At 41.9% G+C, this 24,151-nt stretch carries 25 protein-coding genes; 12 read left to right on the top strand and 13 right to left on the bottom strand.

What is annotated here, in order from left to right; all coding sequences use genetic code 11:
* The first annotated feature begins 14 nt into the window (after nt 1-14).
* Nucleotides 15-2,171, top strand: coding sequence for a TonB-dependent siderophore receptor (locus CWC29_RS11085; protein WP_138521200.1), 2,157 nt, complete (start codon nt 15-17; stop codon nt 2,169-2,171).
* A gap of 184 nt (nt 2,172-2,355) precedes the next feature.
* Here CWC29_RS11085 and CWC29_RS11090 read toward each other — a convergent pair whose 3' ends face one another.
* From CWC29_RS11090 to CWC29_RS11110, 5 genes are all read right to left on the bottom strand, one after another.
* Nucleotides 2,356-3,981 carry a methyl-accepting chemotaxis protein gene (locus CWC29_RS11090; protein WP_138521198.1) on the bottom strand — a complete coding sequence of 542 codons (1,626 nt, stop codon included), beginning with the start codon at nt 3,979-3,981 and terminating at the stop codon, nt 2,356-2,358.
* A gap of 216 nt (nt 3,982-4,197) precedes the next feature.
* On the bottom strand, nt 4,198-4,392 hold the full coding sequence (locus CWC29_RS11095; RefSeq protein ID WP_408004173.1) for a hypothetical protein: 195 nt from the start codon (nt 4,390-4,392) through the stop codon (nt 4,198-4,200).
* A 38-nt stretch (nt 4,393-4,430) separates the two neighbouring features.
* Nucleotides 4,431-4,598: a DUF1328 domain-containing protein gene (locus tag CWC29_RS11100; RefSeq protein ID WP_010378934.1), complete on the bottom strand. Its 168-nt coding sequence runs from the start codon at nt 4,596-4,598 to the stop codon at nt 4,431-4,433.
* 10 nt (nt 4,599-4,608) lie between these two features.
* Complete coding sequence (locus CWC29_RS11105) at nt 4,609-5,055, bottom strand: PA2169 family four-helix-bundle protein (protein ID WP_128726911.1); 447 nt, start codon at nt 5,053-5,055, stop codon at nt 4,609-4,611.
* 165 nt (nt 5,056-5,220) lie between these two features.
* Nucleotides 5,221-6,105: a mechanosensitive ion channel family protein gene (locus tag CWC29_RS11110; protein WP_138521196.1), complete on the bottom strand. Its 885-nt coding sequence runs from the start codon at nt 6,103-6,105 to the stop codon at nt 5,221-5,223.
* Nucleotides 6,106-6,341: 236 nt separating this feature from the next.
* Between CWC29_RS11110 and CWC29_RS11115 the strand changes: the two genes are divergently transcribed.
* The 5 genes from CWC29_RS11115 to CWC29_RS11135 all read left to right on the top strand — a co-directional run bounded on the left by CWC29_RS11115 (nt 6,342) and on the right by CWC29_RS11135 (nt 9,325).
* Entirely contained in the window at nt 6,342-6,905 is a 564-nt protein-coding gene (locus CWC29_RS11115; RefSeq protein WP_138521194.1) for a BON domain-containing protein, read from the top strand.
* Nucleotides 6,906-6,967: 62 nt separating this feature from the next.
* On the top strand, nt 6,968-7,543 hold the full coding sequence (locus CWC29_RS11120; RefSeq protein ID WP_128726914.1) for an outer membrane beta-barrel protein: 576 nt from the start codon (nt 6,968-6,970) through the stop codon (nt 7,541-7,543).
* 774 nt (nt 7,544-8,317) lie between these two features.
* Nucleotides 8,318-8,647: a hypothetical protein gene (locus CWC29_RS11125; RefSeq protein ID WP_138521192.1), complete on the top strand. Its 330-nt coding sequence runs from the start codon at nt 8,318-8,320 to the stop codon at nt 8,645-8,647.
* 2 nt (nt 8,648-8,649) lie between these two features.
* The gene (locus CWC29_RS11130; protein WP_128726916.1) at nt 8,650-9,087 is read left to right on the top strand and encodes a phage holin family protein; all 438 of its coding nucleotides are present in this window, start codon (nt 8,650-8,652) and stop codon (nt 9,085-9,087) included.
* Complete coding sequence (locus CWC29_RS11135) at nt 9,071-9,325, top strand: hypothetical protein (protein ID WP_128726917.1); 255 nt, start codon at nt 9,071-9,073, stop codon at nt 9,323-9,325. Before CWC29_RS11130 ends, CWC29_RS11135 begins: the two co-directional genes overlap by 17 nt.
* A 28-nt stretch (nt 9,326-9,353) precedes the next feature.
* Here CWC29_RS11135 and CWC29_RS11140 read toward each other — a convergent pair whose 3' ends face one another.
* The 6 genes from CWC29_RS11140 to CWC29_RS11165 form a co-directional block, all read right to left on the bottom strand.
* The gene (locus CWC29_RS11140; RefSeq protein WP_138521190.1) at nt 9,354-11,306 is read right to left on the bottom strand and encodes a response regulator; all 1,953 of its coding nucleotides are present in this window, start codon (nt 11,304-11,306) and stop codon (nt 9,354-9,356) included.
* Nucleotides 11,307-11,419: 113 nt separating this feature from the next.
* On the bottom strand, nt 11,420-11,869 hold the full coding sequence (locus tag CWC29_RS11145) for a response regulator (RefSeq protein ID WP_010606594.1): 450 nt from the start codon (nt 11,867-11,869) through the stop codon (nt 11,420-11,422).
* A complete protein-coding gene (locus CWC29_RS11150) occupies nt 11,859-13,343 on the bottom strand; it encodes a sensor histidine kinase (protein WP_138521188.1) in 1,485 nt (494 codons plus the stop codon). Before CWC29_RS11150 ends, CWC29_RS11145 begins: the two co-directional genes overlap by 11 nt.
* The gene (locus CWC29_RS11155; protein WP_128726920.1) at nt 13,340-13,555 is read right to left on the bottom strand and encodes a histidine kinase; all 216 of its coding nucleotides are present in this window, start codon (nt 13,553-13,555) and stop codon (nt 13,340-13,342) included. Before CWC29_RS11155 ends, CWC29_RS11150 begins: the two co-directional genes overlap by 4 nt.
* A 15-nt stretch (nt 13,556-13,570) precedes the next feature.
* The gene (locus tag CWC29_RS11160) at nt 13,571-14,974 is read right to left on the bottom strand and encodes a sigma-54-dependent transcriptional regulator (RefSeq protein ID WP_138521186.1); all 1,404 of its coding nucleotides are present in this window, start codon (nt 14,972-14,974) and stop codon (nt 13,571-13,573) included.
* An 83-nt stretch (nt 14,975-15,057) separates the two neighbouring features.
* Nucleotides 15,058-16,668, bottom strand: coding sequence for a diacylglycerol kinase family protein (locus CWC29_RS11165; RefSeq protein ID WP_128726922.1), 1,611 nt, complete (start codon nt 16,666-16,668; stop codon nt 15,058-15,060).
* A gap of 360 nt (nt 16,669-17,028) precedes the next feature.
* On the opposite strand from CWC29_RS11165, the gene CWC29_RS11170 reads away from it, so the two are divergent.
* Nucleotides 17,029-17,268 carry a hypothetical protein gene (locus CWC29_RS11170; protein ID WP_128726923.1) on the top strand — a complete coding sequence of 80 codons (240 nt, stop codon included), beginning with the start codon at nt 17,029-17,031 and terminating at the stop codon, nt 17,266-17,268.
* 108 nt (nt 17,269-17,376) lie between these two features.
* Entirely contained in the window at nt 17,377-17,958 is a 582-nt protein-coding gene (smrA, locus tag CWC29_RS11175; protein WP_128726924.1) for a DNA endonuclease SmrA, read from the top strand.
* Between the two features lie 27 nt (nt 17,959-17,985).
* Here the strand turns inward: smrA and CWC29_RS23990 are convergent, their stop codons facing one another.
* Nucleotides 17,986-18,120 carry a hypothetical protein gene (locus tag CWC29_RS23990; RefSeq protein WP_268960311.1) on the bottom strand — a complete coding sequence of 45 codons (135 nt, stop codon included), beginning with the start codon at nt 18,118-18,120 and terminating at the stop codon, nt 17,986-17,988.
* A gap of 136 nt (nt 18,121-18,256) precedes the next feature.
* On the bottom strand, nt 18,257-19,183 hold the full coding sequence (locus tag CWC29_RS11180) for a 2-hydroxyacid dehydrogenase (protein WP_138521184.1): 927 nt from the start codon (nt 19,181-19,183) through the stop codon (nt 18,257-18,259).
* A 116-nt stretch (nt 19,184-19,299) separates the two neighbouring features.
* On the opposite strand from CWC29_RS11180, the gene CWC29_RS11185 reads away from it, so the two are divergent.
* The 4 genes from CWC29_RS11185 (at nt 19,300) to CWC29_RS11200 (ending at nt 24,099) form a co-directional block, all read left to right on the top strand.
* The gene (locus CWC29_RS11185; protein WP_128726926.1) at nt 19,300-21,021 is read left to right on the top strand and encodes a GNAT family N-acyltransferase; all 1,722 of its coding nucleotides are present in this window, start codon (nt 19,300-19,302) and stop codon (nt 21,019-21,021) included.
* An 83-nt stretch (nt 21,022-21,104) separates the two neighbouring features.
* Entirely contained in the window at nt 21,105-21,587 is a 483-nt protein-coding gene (locus tag CWC29_RS11190) for a TlpA family protein disulfide reductase (protein WP_138521182.1), read from the top strand.
* 109 nt (nt 21,588-21,696) lie between these two features.
* Entirely contained in the window at nt 21,697-23,760 is a 2,064-nt protein-coding gene (locus CWC29_RS11195; RefSeq protein WP_138521180.1) for a TonB-dependent receptor plug domain-containing protein, read from the top strand.
* A gap of 60 nt (nt 23,761-23,820) precedes the next feature.
* On the top strand, nt 23,821-24,099 hold the full coding sequence (locus CWC29_RS11200) for a peptidylprolyl isomerase (protein WP_010378882.1): 279 nt from the start codon (nt 23,821-23,823) through the stop codon (nt 24,097-24,099).
* Nucleotides 24,100-24,151: the final 52 nt, after the last annotated feature.

The following is a 24,151-nucleotide window of genomic DNA, read 5'->3' on the forward strand; positions in this document are numbered from 1 at the left end:
GAAAGGAAACACCCATGCAAACCAAAGCGCATCAATCTACAGCACTAGCTCTGATGTTATCACTCCTTTATTTTTCTCCAAATGCGGCAGCAGAAGTCGATCGCGACAATATTGAACGGATCAGTGTTGTTGGCCAGCCAATCAAGCGTAACTCGGGTCCCACAGGACTTGACCTTACTATTAAAGAAACCCCCCAATCTGTCACCGTTTTAAGTCACGATTATATAAAAGACTTCGAACTTAATGACCTCGAAGATATCATGGTACAAGCAACTGGTATCTCAAGATACAAATTTGGAGCGGGTGATAATACTGAGTTTACCTCTCGTGGGTATCTCGTCAATGCCTTGGTCAAAGATGGTTTACCTACTTCAATTGCTGGACCACAAGAGAGTCGCCTAGACACTATTGTCTATGACCGAGTAGAGGTTCTTAGGGGCGCTGCTGGCTTGATGGCTGGCGCAGGACAACCATCAGCAACACTAAATGTTATCACCAAGCAACCAGATCGAGGCGGTTTTGTTGAAGTTGGTGCCGAGATTGGCTCTTGGAATAAAATGCGTACACATGTAGATGCAACCGGAGCTCTCACTAAAGATGAAGCATTGGCCGGACGAGTTATTCTTGCCTATGAGGAAAAAGATAGCTTCGTCGATAAAGAAAATAGTAACAAGATCGTTGCATACACTCAGTTGCATCATTATTTCTCTGAAGATACAGAAGCCTCGTTTAGTGTTCATTACCAAGACAATGAACTGAAACTATCGCCGTGGGGATTGCCAATTTTTTACTCTGATGGTAGCTCTGTTGAAATAGACAAGAAAACAAATTTATCCTCGCCAGATAGTTACAACGGCAATACCCACCAAAGTTATCATTTAAAATTATCTCACCAAATCAATTTAGATTGGGCACTTAACTTTGGCGCACAATACAGTAAAACAGAAGCTGACATTACCTTAACCTACTTTAGTGGAAACCCAAACAAAGAAACGGGCCTTGGTCTTCAAGGCGGTGATAGACGTTGGATAGAAACCGTCGATGGGACTAATTTTATTTTGGGACTGGTTGGTCGATTTGAATTATTTAACCGATCGCACCAAGTAAATATCACCTATTTAAATGCAGATTTTGAATCTACTGACGATCGCTTCGAAGAGTTGGATGAAAATGCGAGGACAATTTTTTATCCACTCCAATCGATTAATAACCTTCACCCTGCTGCTCATTTAACCGCAACCGATAAGCAATTCATTGGCTATTGGGACAAAGCAACAAAAGAGCAGAGTATCGCCCTTAGCAGTAAATTAACGTTAACAGATGACCTTCACGCTATTCTAGGCGTCAAATTCTTCGATTATGAACGCACCAACGAGCGTGATTTTGCTTGGAGCGGATTCTCTAGCGATAAAGGTAAAGAAACTGGTGAAAGCCTATATGTGGGGCTGGTTTACAATATCAATGATCAGATCAGCACGTATGCAAGTTACACCGACGCCTATGAGCCACAACTGGATAAAATAGATGTGAACTTAAAGCAATTAGCGCCGATCACAGCGCGAAACTTAGAAGTAGGTATCAAAACCACACTATGGGACGACAAGTTACGCTTAAATGTCGCTTATTTTGATAGTTTAAAGGAAGACTTTGGTGTTGTTATCCCCGAATATGCGAATGAGCGACCAGCTAGGTATCGACCCGTTGATGGTGCAGAGGCTGATGGATTTGAAGTTGAATTAGAAGCAAAGCTAACAGAAGATTGGCAAGCAAACTTTGGTTACAGTGATTTCGATGTTGTCGACGAAAATGGTGAAGATATTAACTTGTACGCACCAAGAAAGACGCTCAATGCAAGTACTAAATATACTTATGGGGCTTGGAACTTAGGCTTAAGTGCAACTTGGGATACAAACAGAAAAGTTGATATTTTAAACGTTCCTGGTGTTGACCTTGGACTGCCAACAGGTGGCCGTCGAGGCGCAGTGCGCGCTGAGCTTGATAGCCAGCTTTTACTTAATGCACACATCAAATATCAATACTCTAGCCAGCTTAGCGTAAAACTAAATATCAGCAATTTAACAGATGAGACGTTTTACGACACGTACGGTTTCGTACCTAAAAAATATAACGAGCCTAGAGCATACAATTTAAGTATGGAATACCTGTTTTAACACAAAACAGTAGGGCCTGGGTTAGCAACTTATTTCAGGCTTGGTTAGGTATGCAAAACGCTTAAATATATAGAGCGGGTTTATGGACAAAACCCGCTCTATTCTAGCCCCAAATAATCAGCTTCATTGTGGTTTCTGACTTTAGCGCAAAACCTCTTAAGTTAATTATCAAGTAAAGCCATCATTAAACCTTGAATACCAGTACTTGACTGTTTAGTTTTTCAGCGAGCGCTTCTAAATCATTACTTACATCTGCGTTACTTTGTGCATTGCGAGTAATTTCAGAAATACTACTACTGAAGTCGTTTATGTTTTCACTTATTTCCGCAACCACCGTTGTTTGCTCTTCTGTCGCAGTTGAAACCTGAATGTTCATACCGACGATTTCATCTACCGCCTTGTCTATGTCGGTCATGATTTGAGCTGACTCATTAGCCCTATCCACTCCAGCTGCAGCGCTCGATTGCGCACTTTCCATGGATGACACTGCGTTTTGTGCCATGCCTTGTAACTTACTGATCATATCCCGGATCGATTCTGTGGCTTTTTGAGTATTGTGTGCCAACTGCCTGACTTCATCAGCAACAACTGCAAAGCCTCGGCCGGACTCTCCAGCCCTCGCAGCTTCAATTGCAGCGTTCAATGCCAACAGATTTGTTTGTTCTGCAACGCCTTGGATCATTAACACAACTTGGTTGATTTCATTAGACTGATCGTTCAATGCTTTAATCAACTGTGCATTATCCCCAACCTCATTAGCTAGGCGCTCAATAGCCTGAATATTTTGCGATATTACACTCATTCCTTGTTTCGCTAGCTTACCCGACATCTCAGCCTTGTTCGCAGTGTTCATCGCGCTATGTGCAACCTCCTGTATTGCACTACTCATTTCCGTCGCCGCAGTGGCTATCATCACCGTTTGCTGTTCCTGCTCTTGTGACGTACCAGCAATTGACTGGCTAATTCCATTTAGCTCATTGGACGTAGAAGAAAGGCTATTTACCATAGTAACTAGATTAGTGACTAGTTCATGTAAGCTCGACACCATAGTATTAAAATCATTACCTATCTCACTCAATTCATCTTCCCCTTCAATCACTACACGCTGAGTTAAGTCGGCATCTTTTGCGATATTACCAATGCGTAAACGCAGACGATTGAGTGGCTCATTGATTGATCTGAATATCAGCATACCAATCACTACCATAACTATCACAATGATGAAGGATGACGCGATCATGGCTGTTTTGGTTGCACTGGCTTCTGAGCGTCCCTTATCTCTCAGCGAACTTGCTTCGGCAAGCTGTAATTCAATCAACGCATTATAACTCTCACTTAAAGGGTCAAATACGGCGTAAAGGTCATGCACAAATTTATCGTAGGGAATTTCTTCAAATGTATTGGCATTTACTCTGCTGGTGTAATCAGCCAACAACTGTTTAACGGTCAGTTCTGCAGCCTCAACCTCTTTGACAAGCTCTCGTTCTTCATTTGTCAAATCGGTCGATAAATATTGTCGCCATTCTTTTTCCGCAACCTTCTTCGCTTCGTCGATTTGCTTTAATGCAGCGCTATTTGAGAGTTGATGACCTCGTAACTTATGAAAAGTATCAACAATAACCACCGCATAGTTATCTGACACCACTTTTATTTGCCTAAGTGGTACAACTCTGTCGTCATAGATATGGTCAATGTAGCTGATAAGGTTGGATAATGTTCCGATGGTGAAGATGGTAGCAAGAATAAAAAACACAGCAGGTATGCCCGAAAGCGACAACAATCTGCTTTTAACTGAAACCCTATTTAGCATAGTCTGATTTTTATTAAGTGAACATAGAAATAAAGTATTACTCAAAGTTCGTATATTACAATGATAAATGTAAATAAAGCGGCTCGTTTTTGACGTACATCACACTTCTTCGATGTATCTTCTGGTTGTATAAGTTTGATTTTTATATCTATTATAAAAAAAGAGGAGAAGCTTTGGGGCTTCTCCTCTTTTATTCCACGTCGAAACTATACTCACTTAGCACTCTTCGTTTTCAGCGTTCAGGTTCTCTTTTACGTCTTCACAAGCGTCTTCTACGCTATTTTCGACTTCTTGAACTGTTTCATCGAAGCGTTCGCCGGCATCTTCCGCTGGACCTTCACTACAACCAAATAGTGCTAAAATTGAAACAAAACCAAATGCTTTTGCTAATGTAATTGCTGAATTCATCATAATCTATCTCCTAAACCGTTTTTTGCGTTAAATCCCTTTTACCTGGGAGCTCGTGCTTTGCCAAAAATAAATGAAATAATCATAAAGGCGATAAACACAAAGAATAGAATTTTCGCCATTCCAGCCGCAGCGCCTGCGATTCCTGTGAAACCTAGCACAGCTGCGACAAGTGCTAGGAATAAAAACATTACAGCCCAACTTAACATAACGTCCTCCTTAGGCAGTCAGCTCTTGCAACTGCTTCATTTGATCGTGACAAGCTTGCATTCTGGTTTGAATTTGCAGTAATACACTCTTGCATTTTGGTGGAAGGTCTTTACTTAGCGCTTTATCAAGCTTGCTTAACACTTTGTCTTCCACTTCTTCTAGTTGCGAAATATAGGTGTGCTCTTTATCTGTGCTCACCATGCCAATCAGCTTGGTGTATGACTCTCGAATGTCGATGCTAAGCGCTGAATCAGTCTCGATTTCACCTTCGTCGATAAGAACAAATGGTTGTAGATCCGAAATTGCTTGCGCTTTATCTACAATCATTTGGTCAAATACTCGGTTTAATTCGATATTATCTAGCTTCTTTTTAGCTTCGGTGTAAAAATCAACACCACCATTTAATACTTTAATGAGCTCTTTTACCGGCTCCATATCGTAATTTGAATCTGCCATAAATAACTCCTTTCGTTTAAATATTTAATAAGTGCGTTTTGCAAATATTATCTTCTGTCAACTTTACTGATGCAGTTTAGATGCCAAAATATAAACCTTTATTTTTTAAGACTTTTTAATCTGACCGTGTACAGACAGGTGAAAATATTACAAGCTAGGTGTAAATTATTCCTGTGATAATTGCTCACTCAAGGTCGCGCTTCCCTTTGCATTGAAGTCCAGGGTTCTAATTGGGAAAGGAATTAAGATATCGTTATCAGCTAACACACGATTAATGGTGCAAATTGCTTTGTGCCTGACCACCATAAAGCCGGGATCTGCTGGATAGTCTATCCAAAACCACACGAGAAGATTGATAGAACTATCACCAAAAGACTCGGCATAGACATCCGTTTCTTTTTGGTTTACCACAAAATCAAGCTTATTAATTGCCTCGACAATCACCTCTCGAGCTTGCTCTGGGTCGTCCGCATAGGAGATACCAAAAGGTACTTCTATTCTTCGCTTGCCAAGTTTAGTGTAATTTTGTAGTTCATTTTTAAAGAGAATTTTGTTGGGAATATAAGACAGTTGGCCGTAAAAGTTCTCTACTAAGGTATTTCTCAAATTGATTTTGCTTACCGTACCAAAGCAATCCTTGGTTCTTATAATATCACCGACCATAAAAGGTTTTCTGACTCCCATCACAAATCCAGCAATGAGGTTCTCTGTCATGTCTTGGAATGCAAAGCCAATGGCAAGGCCTATGATCCCAGCCCCAGCCAACAATGACATCACGGCGCCTGATAGTTTCACGATATCTAGGGCAAAGAAAATCCCGATAGCAATAATAGAAACTTTAAATATAGAGCTAATAAGAGAAGCGACTTGTTCGGTCTTTATTGCTTTTCTTATCGCTTTAGAAAACCAAACAGATGATATTTTAGCTAGAATCGTAAAAAATATGATAACCATTAAGGCTAGGATCATATTGGGCAATAATTGCACACCAGATTCAAGCCAAGCGATTAACTTATCATTAATTAATGTCCAAAACTTTTCTAAGTTCATAATCACACATTCCTATATAAGTACTAAACAAAGTTAGGATGCAGTAATCATTCCTAGCTATATTAATTAGCGGTTCATTAAAAAGGTAATTATTACAAAGTAATATACACATTTTCTCGGTAAATTCTTCCTTCCTGTTTCCTATAAAAATATAAACCCCTTAATTTTCAATAAATTAAAAACTGGCACAACAGCTGCAATAAGTAATTCGACTACGAAATTAAAGGAGTTTCATTATGAAAAAGACATTAATTGCAACTGTACTTGTATCTTCACTTACTACTGCTTCAGCATTCGCCGCTGATAACTCTTGGGAAAAGGAGGCAAGTGATGCTTGGATCGATGGTAAAGCAGAAGCTACGCTGCTTTTCAACGGTGAATTGAACAGCTTCGACATTAATACTGACGTGAAAAATGGTGTTGTTGTACTTACAGGTAAAGTCGAACATTCAGTAGATAAAAAGTTAGCTGAAGAGCTTGTACTAGGTATCGACGGCGTAAAAGAAGTGAAAAATGACCTGACAATTGTAGAAATGTCAGATGAGCGCAAAAAAGAGCGTAATTATGAGAGCGACAGCGGATTTACTGACGCAAAAATCGCAACGGTAATTAAGTCTCGTTACCTGTTCGACACTGACGTAGATGGCACTGACATTGATGTTGATGTTGAAGGTTTAGTCGTAACGTTAAACGGTCACGTTGGCAGCGAAGCCGAGCGCAAGCTTGCTGTTCAAATCGCGAAAAATGCTAATGACGTTAAGGATGTGAAAGATAACCTTCGTGTAACCAAAAAATCATAAGCCAATTTTAATCTGAGGGGGAATTTCCCCCTCCCATACTTATATTGATTTAAGGAGTAAAGATGAAACAATTAACTATTGCCGCTGCGCTACTAGCCTCTCTAGGTCTTGCATCTACCGCTGCTCACGCGGAGTCTGATTTTGGACTAGATGATTATAAAATTTACACTGGTATCGGCTACGGCCAATACTCTTTCCAATGGGAAGATCGTGAGAACGACACCTCGTTCGACGATGACTCTTCTATGTTAAAAGCTTACGTGGGTACTAAAATCAATCCATATTGGAGCTTTGAGCTTGCCTACGAAAACTTCGACGAAGCAAGTGACATTGACAACTCCGCTGAAATCGACGGTATTTCTTTGTCGACGCGTATCTCAGCCCCATTAAATGAGCATTTCTCGGTATATGCAAAAGGTGGCTGGCTTGAGTGGGATGCTGATATCTACGCGGATATTCCAGCTGTAGGCCGTGTTTCATCTAACCTTGAAGGTGGCGACTGGCTTTACGGTGCAGGCGTTGAGTTTCACCTGAATGAAAACATTAATATGCGTTTAGAATACACGCGTTATGAACTTGAAGACGATATCGACCCAGATATGGACGTAGCTGCCGTCTCTATCGAATATCAGTTTTAAGCAGTAATTTTGGCTCCATAGTAGCCCCCAATTATTTCCCCTTTGACTCAGTCCTAGCTCTTCCACAAGAGCTTGGTTTCGGCGCTATCACTTGGTAGCGCCTTTTTTAGATTTCATTTTGGCATATTAAGTTACTCGCTATATGTTTCACTGTCCTCTACTTTTCAGCTCGGCTAATATCCATTGAACAATTTTTTCTTTGAGCGGGCTTTGTCAACTCACTATCTTCTATCCTTGAGTCCACGTTAAACATCAATTAAACAGCCATGAAGCAGACTTGAAAATCTATTTTTTGTCACCACCTTAGAGCTGAATTAATACAACTAATACCGAGTTATAAGACCTGAATTACTATATTGAGCTTGGAGGTTATATGGAATTGTCTCTCTATTTCGACTTTATGCTTTATATGTTGATCGGTATAAGTGCCGCACTGGGTTGCTTTGCTGTAGTAAATGTTTTTACAACGTGGGTCAGTAAAGTTCAATTCCGAAAGCATCGCTACCCGAACAACCACAGAGGGTTACAATAGCTTGGTCAATGGTTAGTGCCTTCTAGCAAGAAAATAGGGCACTAACCTTGCTCCAGCGGCAAGATTCAACCCTTACTCTCGCTACACGATACCCTGTACTTCTTCCATGAAATTTTTACAACCTTTGTAACTACGTATCAATCCTGAACAGAATGGATTATAAGCCACTGAATTTAAATCACTTTAATTATGGCAAAGCCTTTGCATTAGTAAGAGTGAACTAAACGAATAAGGAGTAGTTTATGAGTAATCAAGCAAATCAAACACAAACAAGCAACACAGCTAAACCGCAGACAAATGGACACGATTCTAGCCATCCTGTTACGGATCAAATCGCAGACACATTGCATGCCTCTGTAGATTCACTGCACGCTTCAGCTTCTCGCACTGAAACGTCGCTGCGAGAGAAGAGCCACAATTCAAGCGAAGCCATCGGTGCTAAGCGTAAAGAGTGGGAACGTGCGTGGAACACATCAGGTATCAAAAAGTATGCCACCGAAAATCCAGTAAAAACGGCTGGTATCGCATTTTCACTCGGTATGTTGGCAACTATGCTATTAAGGAATAAGTAATCATGCAAGACCAAGCTCAAGTAAGAGACCGTCAAGCAGCTGCTCACGAGCGCACTCCAGCGCTCGCTGAGCTTAAAGACTCTGTGTCTCTATTAATAAACAGTTATCAGCAAATCGCCGAAGCACAAATTAGCTTATTAGGAGCCAAATTTAGAGCTAACCTTAAAACCTTATGTATTGCACTAGGGTTGATCCTATTTTCGTTAATATTAACGGCAATGGTGTGGGGTAGCCTACATGCGTTATTCGCGTATGCACTAACCTATGCAGGGCTTAGCTGGTTTATTTCAGCAGGCATTGTTCTGACTATCAATATTGCGGTGATATATTATTTAATTGTGACAGGGCTTAAGCTGTTCAATAACAGCATAAATGATCTTACATCCGGTTTTTTTACCCCGGTAGTGAAGTCGGAGGCAAGCAATGACGAAACTCGCTGAGTTTATTACAGATAAATTGCACCAAGAGGTAGTGGCGGAGAAGAAAAGACTTATCGATGCTAAACAATTTAATCGACTGACTCATGTAAAAGCCAAAAAGGTATTCACCGGCGCGATCAGCTCGCCGCAAGGAATGGGCTTTGTTTTTATGTTTGGCGCGCTCAGCGCTAAATACGGCAAATTTGGTGCATTAAGGAAAATAGTGCTGTTGCAAAGAATGGCTCAAGGCTTAATTTAACTCCTCGAGCTATTCTTTACTACTTCCTTTAATCCAGCTTTTCTTTAACTTCCTTCAGGTCCACCAAGGTAATAGGCTTTAATAACACCTCATCCACTTGCGACTCTGCCAACTTTTCCGGCTCAGGATCAAAACCGCTAGCAATCACAATATGTTGACTGGGATCTTGTTCCTTGATCTCTCGCGCTAGCGTAAGTCCGGACTTATCAGGTAGACCTATGTCCAGTAAAATAGTGTCAAAGCGCTCAGAACCAACGAAGTGTTGCCAACAGTTTTGTGCACAATCGGCCGTAACCACATTCACTTGTAATGAATTCAGTAGCAACTTCAATAAGTTGCGCGTATCTGCATCGTCTTCTACCACTAAAAACTGCAATGCACCATTGGCTTGCGTCATATCAATGCTAGGTGATGGCAACTTATCACTCAAGTAATGCTCTAAACACTTACCCAGCTCAGGCACATTAATAGGCTTGCTCATCATATCGCTAAAGCCAAGCGCCTTTAACTCTTCTTTTGTGCCTTTTTGGGCTGCAGCGGTCAATGCGATAACAGGTAAGTCAATATCACGCTCTCTAAGTGCAACAATAGTATCTCGACCATCCATTCTTGGCATATGCAAGTCCATAAAGACTAAATCATATTTATTTGGGTTATCCTTAAGCATCGCAAGCGCTTCAATGCCATCGCCTGCAATTTCAGCCGTTGCACCTGTTTGGCCAATCAAAGTACGCATTAACATCTGTATCTCACTAATGTCTTCAACGATAAGGATATGCCCTTTTAGGTCCGATGGGAGCGCTTTATTAGCTGCATTTTGCGTTTTATCTAACACAAGTGGAGCAAGAGCCGCTCCGTCTACCTTCTCTAGATCGATACAAAAGCCAAATTCACTCCCCTCTCCCAAGGTCGACTCAACCGCCAGCTCACCGCCCATCAATTTAATCAGTGCTGAGCTAATAGCTAACCCAAGACCAGCGCCCTCATCCGTGCGTGTTGTAACGTTTTGTACTTGTTCAAATGGCTTGAATATACGTTTAAGCTTGGCTGCAGGAATACCAATGCCCGTATCAATTACCTTGAATTCAAGCTTTGCATCCGCTTGTAGTGTGATCTCGACCTTCACAAAACCAGAACTCGTAAACTTAATCGCATTATAAATAATGTTGATAAGTACCTGTTTTAGCCTTGTTTTATCGACTTTTACATCTTGAGGGAGTGGCGTTTTAGCTTCAATACTAAAACTCAAGCCTTTTTTCGCAGCAGCCATTTTGAACAAACTATACAAGTCGCTAAGAAAACTACTCAAGCATGTGTCTTGTTTATTGAGCTGTAATCGGTTTTCTTTTAGCTTTGACAGGTCGAGCACATCGTTGAGTAAATTAAGTAGATGCTCGCTGTTATTATTAATAATAGATAGCTCAGGCTTAACATTTTGTAATTCTTCCCGGGATAGGAGGAGATTGGTGTACCCCAAGATAGAAGTGAGTGGCGTTCTTAGTTCATGACTTAAATGAGCCAAAAAGCGGTCTTTTGCTCGACTGTCAGACTCTACTCGCAATCGCTCAAGGCGCTCACGTTCAAGCTCTTTCCGTGCCAAAGCATAACGGATAGAGCGAATAAACCGCGCGCTGCTTATTTCTGACTTAAGTACGAAATCTTCAGCGCCCGCTTTCAATGCGTCGTTATCCAAGACTTCGTCCGATTGTCCCGTCAACATGATTATCGGCGTATGAACCTGTCTTGCTTTGGCTTCTTTTAACACACTTAACCCAGTTTGCGGGCCTAACTGATAATCCAACAAGCAAAGATCAAAGCCATTGCTCTCCAGCGCTTCTAGAGCTTGGTGGTATTGGCTCTGCCAAACGAGATTAAATTTAAAGTTAGGGATCGACTCCAAATAATCTAAGGTTAAAATATAATCGTCTTCGTCATCTTCAATGAGTAACACATTGACTTCACTGACTGACTCCTTTGTCATATTGGCCTCCGTAAATGAAGTGATAGTAACTCGTTTAGGTCGTCACGATAGGCTGAAACAAGTATAGGACGACTTGGAGTGAGTGAGCGCTTGCTTGCACAAGCGCAATAAGATTAATTTGGCAGTTCTACTATTTCAATCCAGTACTTGCCTAAGTGCTTCATCAAATCCACTAAGCCATCAAAATCAACAGGCTTAGTAATATAAGATGCCGCGCCAGAGTCATATCCTCTTAGCTTATCTTCTTCCTCTTTGGAGGTAGTTAAGATCACCACGGGAATAGAGCGCAGTATTGGATCCTTTTTAATTTCTTGTAGCGCTTCTCGGCCATCCATTCTTGGCATATTCAGGTCAAGTAAAATGAGGTTTGGTCTTGGGTACTGTTGCTTATCAGTAAACTGGCCCTCATTTCTTAAATATTCTAAAAGCTCAACCCCATCCTTAACAAATTGAAACGCATTGAGTACACGGCTCTCTTCTAGCGCATCCTGAGCTAGCAAGCGATCATCTTCGTCATCATCCGCCATCAAAATATGGATCGGCTGAGTTTTTTTATAGTTCATTTTTCAGTTCCTGAATAATTGGTGTTGGTTCAACGAGTAATGTGATCGTGAATTTAGCACCTTTACCATCTTCACTGGTTGCTGAAATTGCCCCACCGTGCCGCTCAACGATGCGTCTACACACGGTTAAACCAATACCAGTACCAGCATATTTTTTTCTATCATGTAGCCGTTGGAAAGGCGAGAATATTTTATCCGCGTATTCAACGTCAAAACCAACACCGTTATCTTCCACTACTAAAGTATAGGCATCTTGGCCCATCAATTGGCTGTTTTCAACTGAAATCGTAATAACCGGGTCGCGCCCGTCTACTCTAAACTTGATAGCGTTAGAAAGTAAATTTAAAAATAGTTGGTGTATTTGGCTGGCATCACATTTTATTGTCGGTAAAACGGCGGCATTTACACTTGCATTGCTGTCCTTGATCGCAATTTCTAAATCTTCCAACACAAACTGTAAAACTTGATTGAGATCTTGCTCTTCAAATGGTTTTGCTCTGGTGGTGACACGGGATAGCTCAAGCAAGTCAGTGATTAGCGTCGACATACGCTGCGCAGCACCTGTCATCCGAGCCAGATAATCCCTCCCTTTATCATCCAGATGTTCACTATAATTTTTTTCGATACGATCACCAAAAGCGCGGATCTTTCTTAGTGGCTCTTGCAAGTCGTGGGAGGCAACAAACGCAAAATCTTCGAGTTCTCGGTTACTTCGGTTAAGCTCTTCAGCGTAATGTTCTAACGCTTCAGTACGCGCCTGTACCTTTTCTTCGAGATGGTCATTCGCTTGTTCTAACTCGTGCTTTGCTCGTTTGGTGCTGCGCAGATTTGCAACCAATAGTAGCAATATGGCAAAAATCATCACGGCACTTAACAAAGTAAACACCACGATATTAGTCTGTGCTTCCTTTCGTACCCGTTTTAACTGATTTAATTGAATAGCTCGAATATCCACTTCCGCGGCCATGATCCGAGTATACTCTTCCCGCAGATCGCCACCAGAGTCCGAAGCGCGATCAAGTAATAAAACTTCATTCCCCGTATCGGTATTACGCGCAACGACTATCGTACTCTGTAACGTTTTAAATCGCCTCTTCACACCGTCAATATAGCTATTTATTTTTTGCTGCTGCACATCACTTTCAGAGTGATTCTGAGCAACTCTCGCAATACTCTCATTAAGATTTTGCAATGACTTTTCAAACGGCGCTAAGTCACTTTCTTTATTTGAGATTAAAAATGCTCGCTGTCCAGCTTCTGCATTTAACATCGCGATATGAAGCTGATCCAGAGACATCATCACTTCGCTGGTATTACGAATACTCTCTTGAACTTGGTTTAACTCTTTAACATTGTTAAAGCCGATTAGCGCATTGGACGCTACCAGCCCTACGCTCACAATCACGGCAAACCAGATGAAACTCAGTTTATTGCTTAAGTTCATAAAAGCGCTTACTCTGGATTCATTGTTCACTCATTATTTCCTTGCTCCACCAGCGTCTGTAACAACTCGCTGCATTCTTTAGTTGCCTTAATAATCGTATTAGCTATCTCGATTATCTGTTGTTGAGAACCTGGTTGTTCAGCTATAAGCTTAATCAACTCTGAGTTCATTGAAATTTGATTCAAAGGTTTGCGTGCGTCATGCACTAATTTCGCAAGCTCACCTTGACCATGTTGTGTCATTGTTCCTCCCCGAAATTATGACTGTGTTTCTCCTTCATAGGCGTTTAAACGGTTGTAGAGTGTTTTTGTACTGATCCCAAGCATTCGCGCAGCCAGTGTCTTATTACCTTCTACTGATTCTAACGTCTGGTAGATCAGCTCTCTTTCTACCTCTTCAATCGTTTTACCAGGCTTCATTTCAGGCGTCGGTACTTGAATGGCGTTTGCTCTACTTGACGTGCCCACCTGTGGTGGAATTGGAGTGCGATTAAGCTGTGCATGCTCCACCATGCGCTTTGCCTGCGCAAATGGTGAAGCGAAGTTCGCATCAAATACTAAACTGTGATCATCGTGATCTGCCATAATATAGGCACGATGAATCGTGTGCTTAAGTTCACGCACATTACCAGGCCAGTCATATTCAACTAAGCGATTCATATCCGCCGCCTTAATCACAAATTGACTATTACCTTTCTTGTTTAACCCTTGCAGAAAATGCTCAGCGAGCAAAGGAATGTCTTCTTTTCTCTCTCTGAGCGGTGGAATATGGATTGGAAATACTGCCAAACGGAAATAAATATCTTCTCGCAGTACATCATTGGTAGCAATGTCTTCAACACTGCGGTTGGTCGCAGATATGACCCGACAGTTTACTTTTATTGGTTTAGTACCACCAACTCGTGTCACCGTATGCGTTTCAAGTACACGTAATAGGTTTGGCTGTTGCTCAATTGGCATCTCGGTTAATTCATCCAAAAATAAAGTGCCATTCTCTGCTTGTTCAAACACTCCGACTTTTTGAGCATTTGCACCTGTAAACGCCCCCTTTTCGTGACCAAAGAGTTCGCTTCCAATCAAGTCTTTCGGGATTGCACCACAGTTTACGTTAACCAAATCCCCAGTTACTGTACTGGCATTGTGAATGGCGCGTGCAAACATCTCTTTACCTACACCACTTTCCCCCATCAACATCACATTAGCGTCGGTGCCCGCCACGCGCTCTATCATCTTATATAGATGTTTCATTTTGGCAGACTCACCCAGCAGCACACCAAAGTGCGCTTGACTCTCGGTTCGTTTAGTTTTGTTTTTAGAAGGGCTTAGCGCATTTCTAAAATCGTCTGCATCAACGGGTTTGGTGAGATAACTTACCCCGTCATGACAAAGTTGAGACAAGGCTGACTTTACTGATGGATGTCCCGTAACCATCGTTATAGGTGTACGGATCCCTGCAGCTCTAACTTCGTCCACTAAATGTAAACCACTGCCATCCGGCAGCATAAAATCAAGAAAGATATGATCAAAACTTTGCGTTTCTAACCATTGTCTGGCCGACGCCAAATCATTTGCTAAACACGCGTCATGTCCCAAGTATTCAACTATACGACAAGCCAGCTCTGCAAAATCATGATCGTCATCTACTAATAAAACGGTTTTCAATTGAGTCCCTCTCTCAATGCTCTAATAGTGTTTCCACTTTTGATCTTTATCTTATGCACACTAAGTGAATGGCCGCAAAATACCTAATTCGGAACCATTACGTTCAGCGCGTGTTTTTGGATCACTATTTCAATATTTTTCGCACTCAGCACTTCACCATCTAATGCAAAGTGTTGTTCCTGCTCAAACTCGATACTTATCTTTTCACACTGTTCTGTGCGAATATTAGAAGGTTTGCCGTCTAATTTAGGTAAAATAAGTTCGGCTACCGTAAGGTTCTGCGCACCATCCGGCTCGACCGGTAAAATCGTAATGTCCAGTTTGCCATCGTCATAGATTGGTTCTCCATGACCTTGAGCAAGAATGGTGGTTTTAGGTGCCGCATTCGCTATAACCAGACTAACACAATCTATTTGAGATTGCTCAGCACCATCAAAGCTGACTTTAAAATTGAGGGGCTTATTTTCACTCACTGCCTGCCATAACCCTCTAATGTAGGCAAGTTGTCCTGAGCTATTCTTTTCTTCACGCCCAGCCTTTTCGATCATTTCCTGCCCAAATCCAATTGCCGCAGCTAAAAGTGCGGTGCGACCATTACAGTTCATTATATCAATAGGCTTGGTTTTACCCTCTAATATTGCTTCACAAGAACGGTTAATGGGATCTATTTTGGACAGTGAGCCGAGTAACACGGTCGCTAGAGAATTAGCAGTTCCTAAAGGCAAAATACCAAACAGTACATCACTTTGATGCATCCCATGAGCAACACTCGCTAGTGTACCGTCACCGCCTCCTGCAATTACGATATTTGGCTGTTTTTCGGACATGACTCGAGTAGCCAATGCCGAAACGTCTGTGTCTTTCTCTGTAAAGTGAATGGATAAGTTATATTTTTCCGTCAGCATACCCACAATGTCATTTTCGTAGGTGAACCATTTTCCTGATCCCGATACTGGATTAATGATTAACGCGGCCCGTTCGTTATGGGTAAAAGTTTGGCTATGATGTAGCTTTGTTAGTCCTTTTAGCTGATGCTTGTTTAGCCTTGCCGTTTCACGGCGGTTTTGGATTTTCTCCAGCGCTTCACGGACGGTATAATCGGGGTTGGTTGCAAGCAAATATGCAGTGCAAAAGAACACTGAGCGTCCTCGCCCCAACGCACAATGCACCACAACCTTTCGCTTTAATTCATGCTGCGCTGCTATCCATGCCATGCCATGCGCTAATTGCTCTGAGGTGGGTGCTTGATGATCTAGCACCGGAATATTGAGGTAATGTAGGCCTTGCTGCTCCGCAGACCAGTTTAAACCATCAAACTCGGCAGTTACGTCTAAAATAGCCTCTATCCCTTCTGCCTTGAGCATATCCACGTCGCTTGGGAATAAGCGACAAGCAACAAATAAGTCATCAGTTAGCGGCTGAAACGCGTCCACAACATCTCTGCCTCGTTCAATCGCATTGTACAAATGTACGCACCCTAAATAGGGCCAAAATAGCCAAGTTGCATACCAAGGGATCTTGCCTGTACCGTGCTTTCTAAATATATGGGGGTAGTTGGTAGCATAAGCAAAAGTAACTAACGATATCGAGACGGTAAACCACGCAAGCGGCAGCATTAACCAAGAGCCTATACTGTGGACCGTGAGTGCAGCTAAACAGAGACTTGCAAACAGGTAGTACTTGAGCATTTTCATTGCCTTTCCTTAATTATTTTTGTCGCCTATGGCTTTTTGTTATCGCCTTGTGCGGAATTCTCTTAGGTTTGTACATATGTAACTAAGTATAGATATGCATTTCTTAATCTGCGCTGATTCATAAACTTGTTTATATTTATCATTAAGATACTCAATATTAACCCAGTCAAGTCATAAAGAAATTAAAAGCGTTAACATAGATTTATAACGACTTATGCAACAGCCGTAACATAACTATTCAGGCACTGTTAATCCATTAAAATTTCTAATGTGAAAACAATAAAATATATTAGTTGAATGAAGCTTAAATGATCACCATAATGGCGATCCTTTAAACGTATTTGGAGAACCAAACAGACAATGGCAAACGAGCTCGACTGGCTACTTAACTTAGTATTACTTACTTTAGGTTTTGGTGCCTTTTTTATTAACCATAAAACGCTACTAAGAGTAGCTGCTGTGTGCGCATGTGGCGTACTTTTTATCTCGTTTAGCCTTGATCTGATGAACACCAGTGTAATTTCTAACCTAAGCCTGATTTTGATAAATACTTTTTATCTATTCAAAGTCTACACCTTTGGTCAAATGGAAGTTCACTAGTTCTCCGCTGCAACTAGTTCCTAGCGACTAGTTCCCAGCCACTAGTTCCCTATTTCACTTCGGTGCGCTAAAATTATGGCCATCATTGCTTGTTAATGGAGAAGCAGTATGGCCATAACTGATGAAGAGCTATTTTTAGCTTCAATGGGCGACGTCACTCCTCTCGCTCAAGACAAAAAAGCAGAATTACGCCGTCACAAGAACGAACCAACCATTTCGCAACTCGCAAAACGCGAAGCCGCCGAGCAAGAACTGGAGTTTGATCCTAATTACTTATCTACAGAGTACGTTGATCTATTAGATCCGCACGATCTACTCGCCTATAAAAAAAGTGGTGTTCAAGATGGCGTGTATAAAAATCTCAGATTAGGTAAGTATCAAGTTGATGCCACCTTAGACTTACATGGCAAACCCTTTCATGATGCCCGTAGAGCTTTGTTTGACTTTATTACGGATTGCCATGCAAAAAGTATTCGGGTGTTATTGTTAAGGCACGGCATTGGTTTAAACAGTAAACCCTTTCCTGCAGTACTCAAAAGCTATACAAACAAGTGGTTGCAAGAAATGCCGCAAGTATTGGCGTTTCACTCAGCGTTAAAATGCCATGGTGGTAGCGGTTCTACGTACGTACTGTTAAGAAAAAGTGAAGAGAAAAAACATGAAAACAGAGAGCGCCACGCTAAACGCTAAAAAACAAAAAGCCGAGTAAAACTCGGCTTATTTGCTATTTGCGGTGGGTATCGTCCCCTGAAGTTCACCAGCACTTGCTTGATTAAACCAAGCAGATACGCCTAACAAAATAACCGAAACCACAACAAGTGATAATTTCGCGCCACCTTGACTTTGCTTCATGGGTTCGACCTTTTTATTATTGTTTTTTTGTTAAATTAATGCATCATTCATAAACTCTCAAGATGTTTTTTTATACAGTAGTTTATACTATTCTCTTTGCACCTTACTCTATGGCTAATTACCACCATTTAATCAATTAGTAGCCCTGCTTTTTCTGAACTAAATGAACGAGTGCTCTGCCCTCCTGCATCGCTAAATAGTTGTTAGCAATTTGCTCAGCAGCCGTATTCAAACTGGTTAATGCGGCAACATGTGGAGTAATGCTAAGGTTTGGCTGCTGCCAAAAGGCATGTGATGCTGGAAGCGGTTCTGTGTTAAATACGTCTAAAATAGCTCCTCCAAATGTCTCAGACGCTAACGCGTCGAGTAAATCCGTCTCGTTAAGATGGCCACCTCTTGCGACATTTATAAGTACGCAATGATCCGGCGCGAGTGCAAACAGCTGGGCGTTCAATATTCCTTTGGTATGTTCAGTCAATGGTAGAAGACACACAAGGTAATCAAGGTCTGCAAGAAAGGCTGCGAGCTCTTCTTGCCCACTGAAGTGCTCAATATTGTCGAGTTGTTTTGCAGAGCCGGACCAGCCTTTGATATTAAACCCATTTACGTATAGCTTTTGCGCGACCGCAAGGCCTAGTTGTCCCATCCCCATAATACCAACCGTGCGACCTGTTCTTGCGCGCCTTGGCTTCCATATTTGCTGAGATTGATTGTGCCCATATTCTCTAACTCGAAGCTTATGACTTAATAGTTGGCCTAATACATATTCAGCCATATCATCAGCTAAATTTGGGTCAACGATCCGCGCAACCTCTACATGTGGTGGTAACAGCCGCATCGGAATGCTATCAACACCGGCACCATAAGAATGCACAACTTTTAAATTTGGAAGCTGTGACCATAGCGTCTCTGGCGCGTTCCATGCCAGTACAAACTCGACCTCCTTTAATAAGCTAACATCATCAACGGGCCATTCAAGCAAGGTTTGCTGCGGCAGCAGCGCTGCTAACTCAGCAACTAACTTGTCATTATTACGACCAGTAACACAAATAAGTAAAGCCATATTGTTCCTTTATTTTCGCTATACGCTATCACTGCAAAATAAATGACATACCAATGCAACATGCTTGTCATTAATAGTTTTTACTCTTGCAAAAAAGCGCCAACAGGTGATGAAAAATGATCAGTGTAGATAAAGTCATTGAAGCAAATCTTCCACAACTTGAAAACTCCCCAAAGGTAAAAGGTTTAGTAAAAAAAGGACTTGGTTATCTCTTGCATGAGCAAGAGTTTGTCGCGTTTGCTGATACCTACCCTCATTTGCAGGGGCTCGAGTTTGTGGAACAAGTACTTGATGAATTAGATTTTGACGCTCGTTTTAAACCAAAGCAAATAGAGCATATCCCAAGCGAAGGGCCGGTGGTGATCGTCGCAAACCACCCAATTGGCTCTTTAGATGCACTGGCACTAATCAAAGTGCTGGCACAAGTACGACCTGATTTGAAGGTCGTCGCTAATCGGATGTTGATGTCGGTTACACCAATGCATCCCCTATTACTGCCTGTTGATAACCTCTCAGGAACCAGTAAAAAGCAAGAACTGGCAAATATTCACAAGCATTTGAAGTCTGAGGGAGCATTACTTATCTTCCCTGCAGGCGAAGTTTCTCGCTTAAGCCCAACCGGTATTAAAGACTGTAAATGGAACTCTGGCTTTTTAAGAATGGCTAAAAAAGCCAATTGCCCCATTCTACCCATTTTTATCAAAGCGAAAAACAGTCCACTCTTTTACGGCACCAGTATGATTTACAAGCCTTTAGCCAGCTTATTATTGGTCAAAGAGATGTTTAAACAAAGGCAAAAGTCGCTAGAATTTGAAATAGGCGCCAGCATTCCTCCAGAGTCTTATCTTATTGATAACCTTAAAGACAAAGAGATAGTCGCGCTTATTCGTAAGCAACTCTATCGTCTTGCCAGTAAAAAACCACTGCCACTCAAAACACAAACCCCGATAGCAGTTCCAGAAAATCGTAAAGAACTAAAAAAGGCAGTGGAAGCATGCGAGTGTATCGGTGAAACACCTGATGGCATGCAAATATACGTTTACCAATACACCGGCAGCTCGGTGATATTTAGAGAGCTTGGACGCCTTCGAGAAATTGCCTTTAGGGCAGTGGGAGAAGGAAGTGGTAACCGGCGTGATATCGACAAGTATGATATGCACTACCACCATTTGTTGCTATGGGATACGAAACAACTCGAGCTGGTGGGGGCTTATCGACTTGCAAGTGCCAAGAGAGTGATAGAGGAGCATGGACAAGCGGGGCTTTATACCGACAGCTTATTTTCGTACAGTGAAGCCATGACCCCATACTTTGAAAAAGGCCTCGAACTTGGTCGCAGCTTTGTGCAGCCCAAATACTGGGGTCGCAAGAGCCTAGATTACCTGTGGTATGGGATTGGTGCATTCGTAAAGCGCTACCCAGAGCACCGTTATATGTTTGGTGCAGTCAGTCTATCAAACGCGTTACCGGATGAAGCAAAAGCCATGTTGGTATATCACTACCAACATTACTTTTCAAACCTTGCTGATATCGCCACGCCGAACAACGAAATGAAGCTGAGTAATGATCAGCTTAACCGTTATCAACACATGTTCAGTGGCAATGACATCAAAGAAGATTTCGCTGAGCTCAAACATATTCTTGCTAATATGGGTGCGCAAGTACCAACCTTATTTAAACAGTATACTGAGCTCTGCGAAGAGCAAGGCGTGAACTTTCTGAGCTTTAGTATAGATCCCGACTTTAATAACTGTATCGATGGTCTGGTACTCGTTGACTTAGCTAAATTGAAAGAGCAAAAAGCGAAACGCTACCTAGGCGACAACCCCTACGCTTAAGCTCAAATACATTGATCCGCTGCAATAAAGATCGCTACACTGCGGTCTTTATAGTTGCTTACTGTTATTACGGGATCATTTGTATGCTCAAGCTACTTGGCCAAGCTTTCATCATTGTGCTGGTGTTTTTCGCCGTTTCAGCCTATCAAGAAAGAAACATGCTTACCGACTCGGGAGAACAAACGGCGCCGCCATTTCATCTACCCATTTTACAATCCAAGCAAACTTATTCGTCTATTCAGCTTAAAGGTCAACAAAGTATCGTGTATTTTTTTGCGCCTTGGTGCGGCGTATGTCGAGTAAGCATGCCGAATATTGATAAACTACATCAGCAAGACAAAGTCAAAGCAGTGGCGATTGCACTGGATTATCGTTCCACTGAAGAAGTAACAAAGTTTGTCAACGATCTACAATTAGACATGCCTGTATTACTCGGCAATCAGACCACGGCACAAGCGTATAAAGTGCAGGCTTACCCTACATATTATGTACTTGATGAAGACTTCAAAATAACTGAGCGCTCTGTTGGTTACTCATCCGAGATAGGGATCCGAGCGAGATTGTAAGAAACCTCGGTATACTGCTTACAGTTAATTACGACTCTCTGAAATTAATCAACAATTATTTCGTTTAGGCTAACGCACATCTTAACAAAGGATGAATAGGAAGCCGACCATGCGCCACGCCACGAACTTTACGCTCAGTAAAATTTCACTCCTCGTGCTCTGCACTACCCTTGCCAATAACGCATTAGCCGATGAGGAGAAAATTGAACACATCGAAGTTATTTACAAACGCAGCTCAGTTATTTCAGAAATTACCGAAGATGCACAAAAACTTGTAGACATGCCAGGAGCTATGGGCGACCCACTCAGGGCTGCTTTTGCTCTGCCTGGCGTTGTTGCCGCGGGTGGTTCAATGGGCGCACCTGCCGTGCGAGGCTCCTCTCCTGACGACAATATCTTTGAAGTAGACTTTATGCCCGCAGGATATATCTTTCACGATTTCGGCAGCTCTATTTTCAACCGCAATACAATTCAAGATTTTCAGCTAAATTCTGCTGGGTTTGGTACCAGTTACAGCAATGCCACTGGTGCCGTGTTTGACGTCACGCTGCGTAATCCAAAATACCAAGATATTGCCACCACACTAGATTTAACCATGTTTAACGCAGGTATTTTTGTTGAAGGTAAAGCGACTGAAAACTCTGCATTCTATGTGTCAGCAAGAAAAAGTACCCTACCGCTATTTTTTAGTGATGGCGAGGAGCTTGAGGACGATGATGGCAAGCCTACAGGGATCACCATTAACGATCCACCGGATGACCACGACTATCAAGCCAAGTGGCTGTGGGATATCAATGCAAATAATACCTTAACGGTAAATATCAATGGCGCGGAAGATTCGGTTGCGGCTGGGTTTTCAGGTGCGTCAGATCTTGCTCTTAAAACTCCAGAATATCAGGGTGATGCTCGCTATATTCGTAAATTTAATAGTCAGAACATTTTGTGGGACCACTACGCCAAAGACTTACATATTCGCGCAGGCGTCGGGTATCTCAATCACCAAGCCACCATGCGCTACGGTCAACGTGCGACTTTATCTGATGGCTATTTTGAGAATTTTGAAGAAGAACAACTCAGTTATAAAGTACGAGCCAGTTATAAACTAAATAAAGAACAACGTGTCATTGCTGATGCTGGCTACTACGACAAAAAATCCACCTACCGCTACGACGCTTTTAATTATGTTTGCACCGAGTTTGATCCCGACTGCGACCTAAATAAAGGTGAAAGGATTAAGGGCACATCGAGTGCTGGAACAGATTCTGCCTTTATTGGGATTAATCATGTTTGGCAGTTTTCACCAAAATGGCAAAGTGAATTAGGAATAGTAGGCGAATATTATGACTACAGTGATGAGACCATTGTCCATCCACGCCTTGCGCTCAATTACTTCTATAACGATGACACCGTGATCTCAGCCAAGGCTGGTACTTACAGCCGTATTCAAGATCTTGAATACATTTTACCTGTTGTTGGTAACCCTGAACTTGAAGCACAGCGTTCAACTCACTATACCTTGGGCTTTAAACAGGAGTTAGAAAATGAGTGGTCATATTCCGTCGAGACCTATTATAAAACTATGGATGACCTGCCAAAAAGTGCCCCTTTATCTCAGGTAAACTACATCAATGGGACTTCCGGTACAGCCTACGGTGTTGATTTTATTATTAACAAAAACAAAACCGATGACTGGTATGGTTGGGTTGCAGTAAGTCTTGCAAAAAGTGAGCGTGAGGATGAGCTAACCGGCATTAAGCGTGACTATTATGCCGATACTCCTTTTATTCTGAATGCCGTGTTTCACTATCACTTTGGTGAAAAGTGGTCTGGCGGCTTTAACTTTACCGCTCGCAGCGGTCAAGCCTATACCCCAATTGTGGGTGTAAAAGAGAATCCTGAATTTGCGAACCGCTACTTGCCTGTGTATGGCGACCCATTCTCAGAGCGTTTTGACACTTATCACCGTCTAGATATTCGTTTTGAACGCAAAACAGAATTATTTGGTCTCGATGGCAAGCTAATTTTGGAGCTAATGAATGCATATGGCCAAGACAATACTGCCTATGTTGACCTTGACTACGATAGAGTCAAATCAATCAATGATTTATATATAGAAGAGGAAAGCGATGACTTTGAAATGCGTCCTTCTATAGGTTTCAGCGTAACATTTTAACTTGCCATAGGCGCACAAGCTCTGCATGATCGCATTTATTTTTGTAATGAGAGTCCCTTCATGCCTAAAGCGTGCGCCTATCATATTTTAGTAAAAACCGAAAAAGAGTGTTTAGATATCAAAGCCAAACTAGCCAAAGGTGCTGACTTTGGCAAATTGGCTAAACAGCATTCCCTTTGCCCTTCAAAAAAGCGCGGTGGCGACCTTGGTGAGTTCAATAAAGGGGATATGGTGAAGGCCTTTGACGATGTGGTATTCAAGAAGCCGCTATTTGAAGTACACGGCCCAGTAAAAACCAAGTTTGGATTCCACTTGATCAAAACCGTCTATCGGAGTTAATCGCTTTTTTGGATTAACCCCATCATGTTAATTCAATTTACCTTCATGATTA

Origin of the sequence: Pseudoalteromonas galatheae, from assembly GCF_005886105.2 — a bacterium.
Lineage (GTDB): Bacteria > Pseudomonadota > Gammaproteobacteria > Enterobacterales > Alteromonadaceae > Pseudoalteromonas > Pseudoalteromonas galatheae.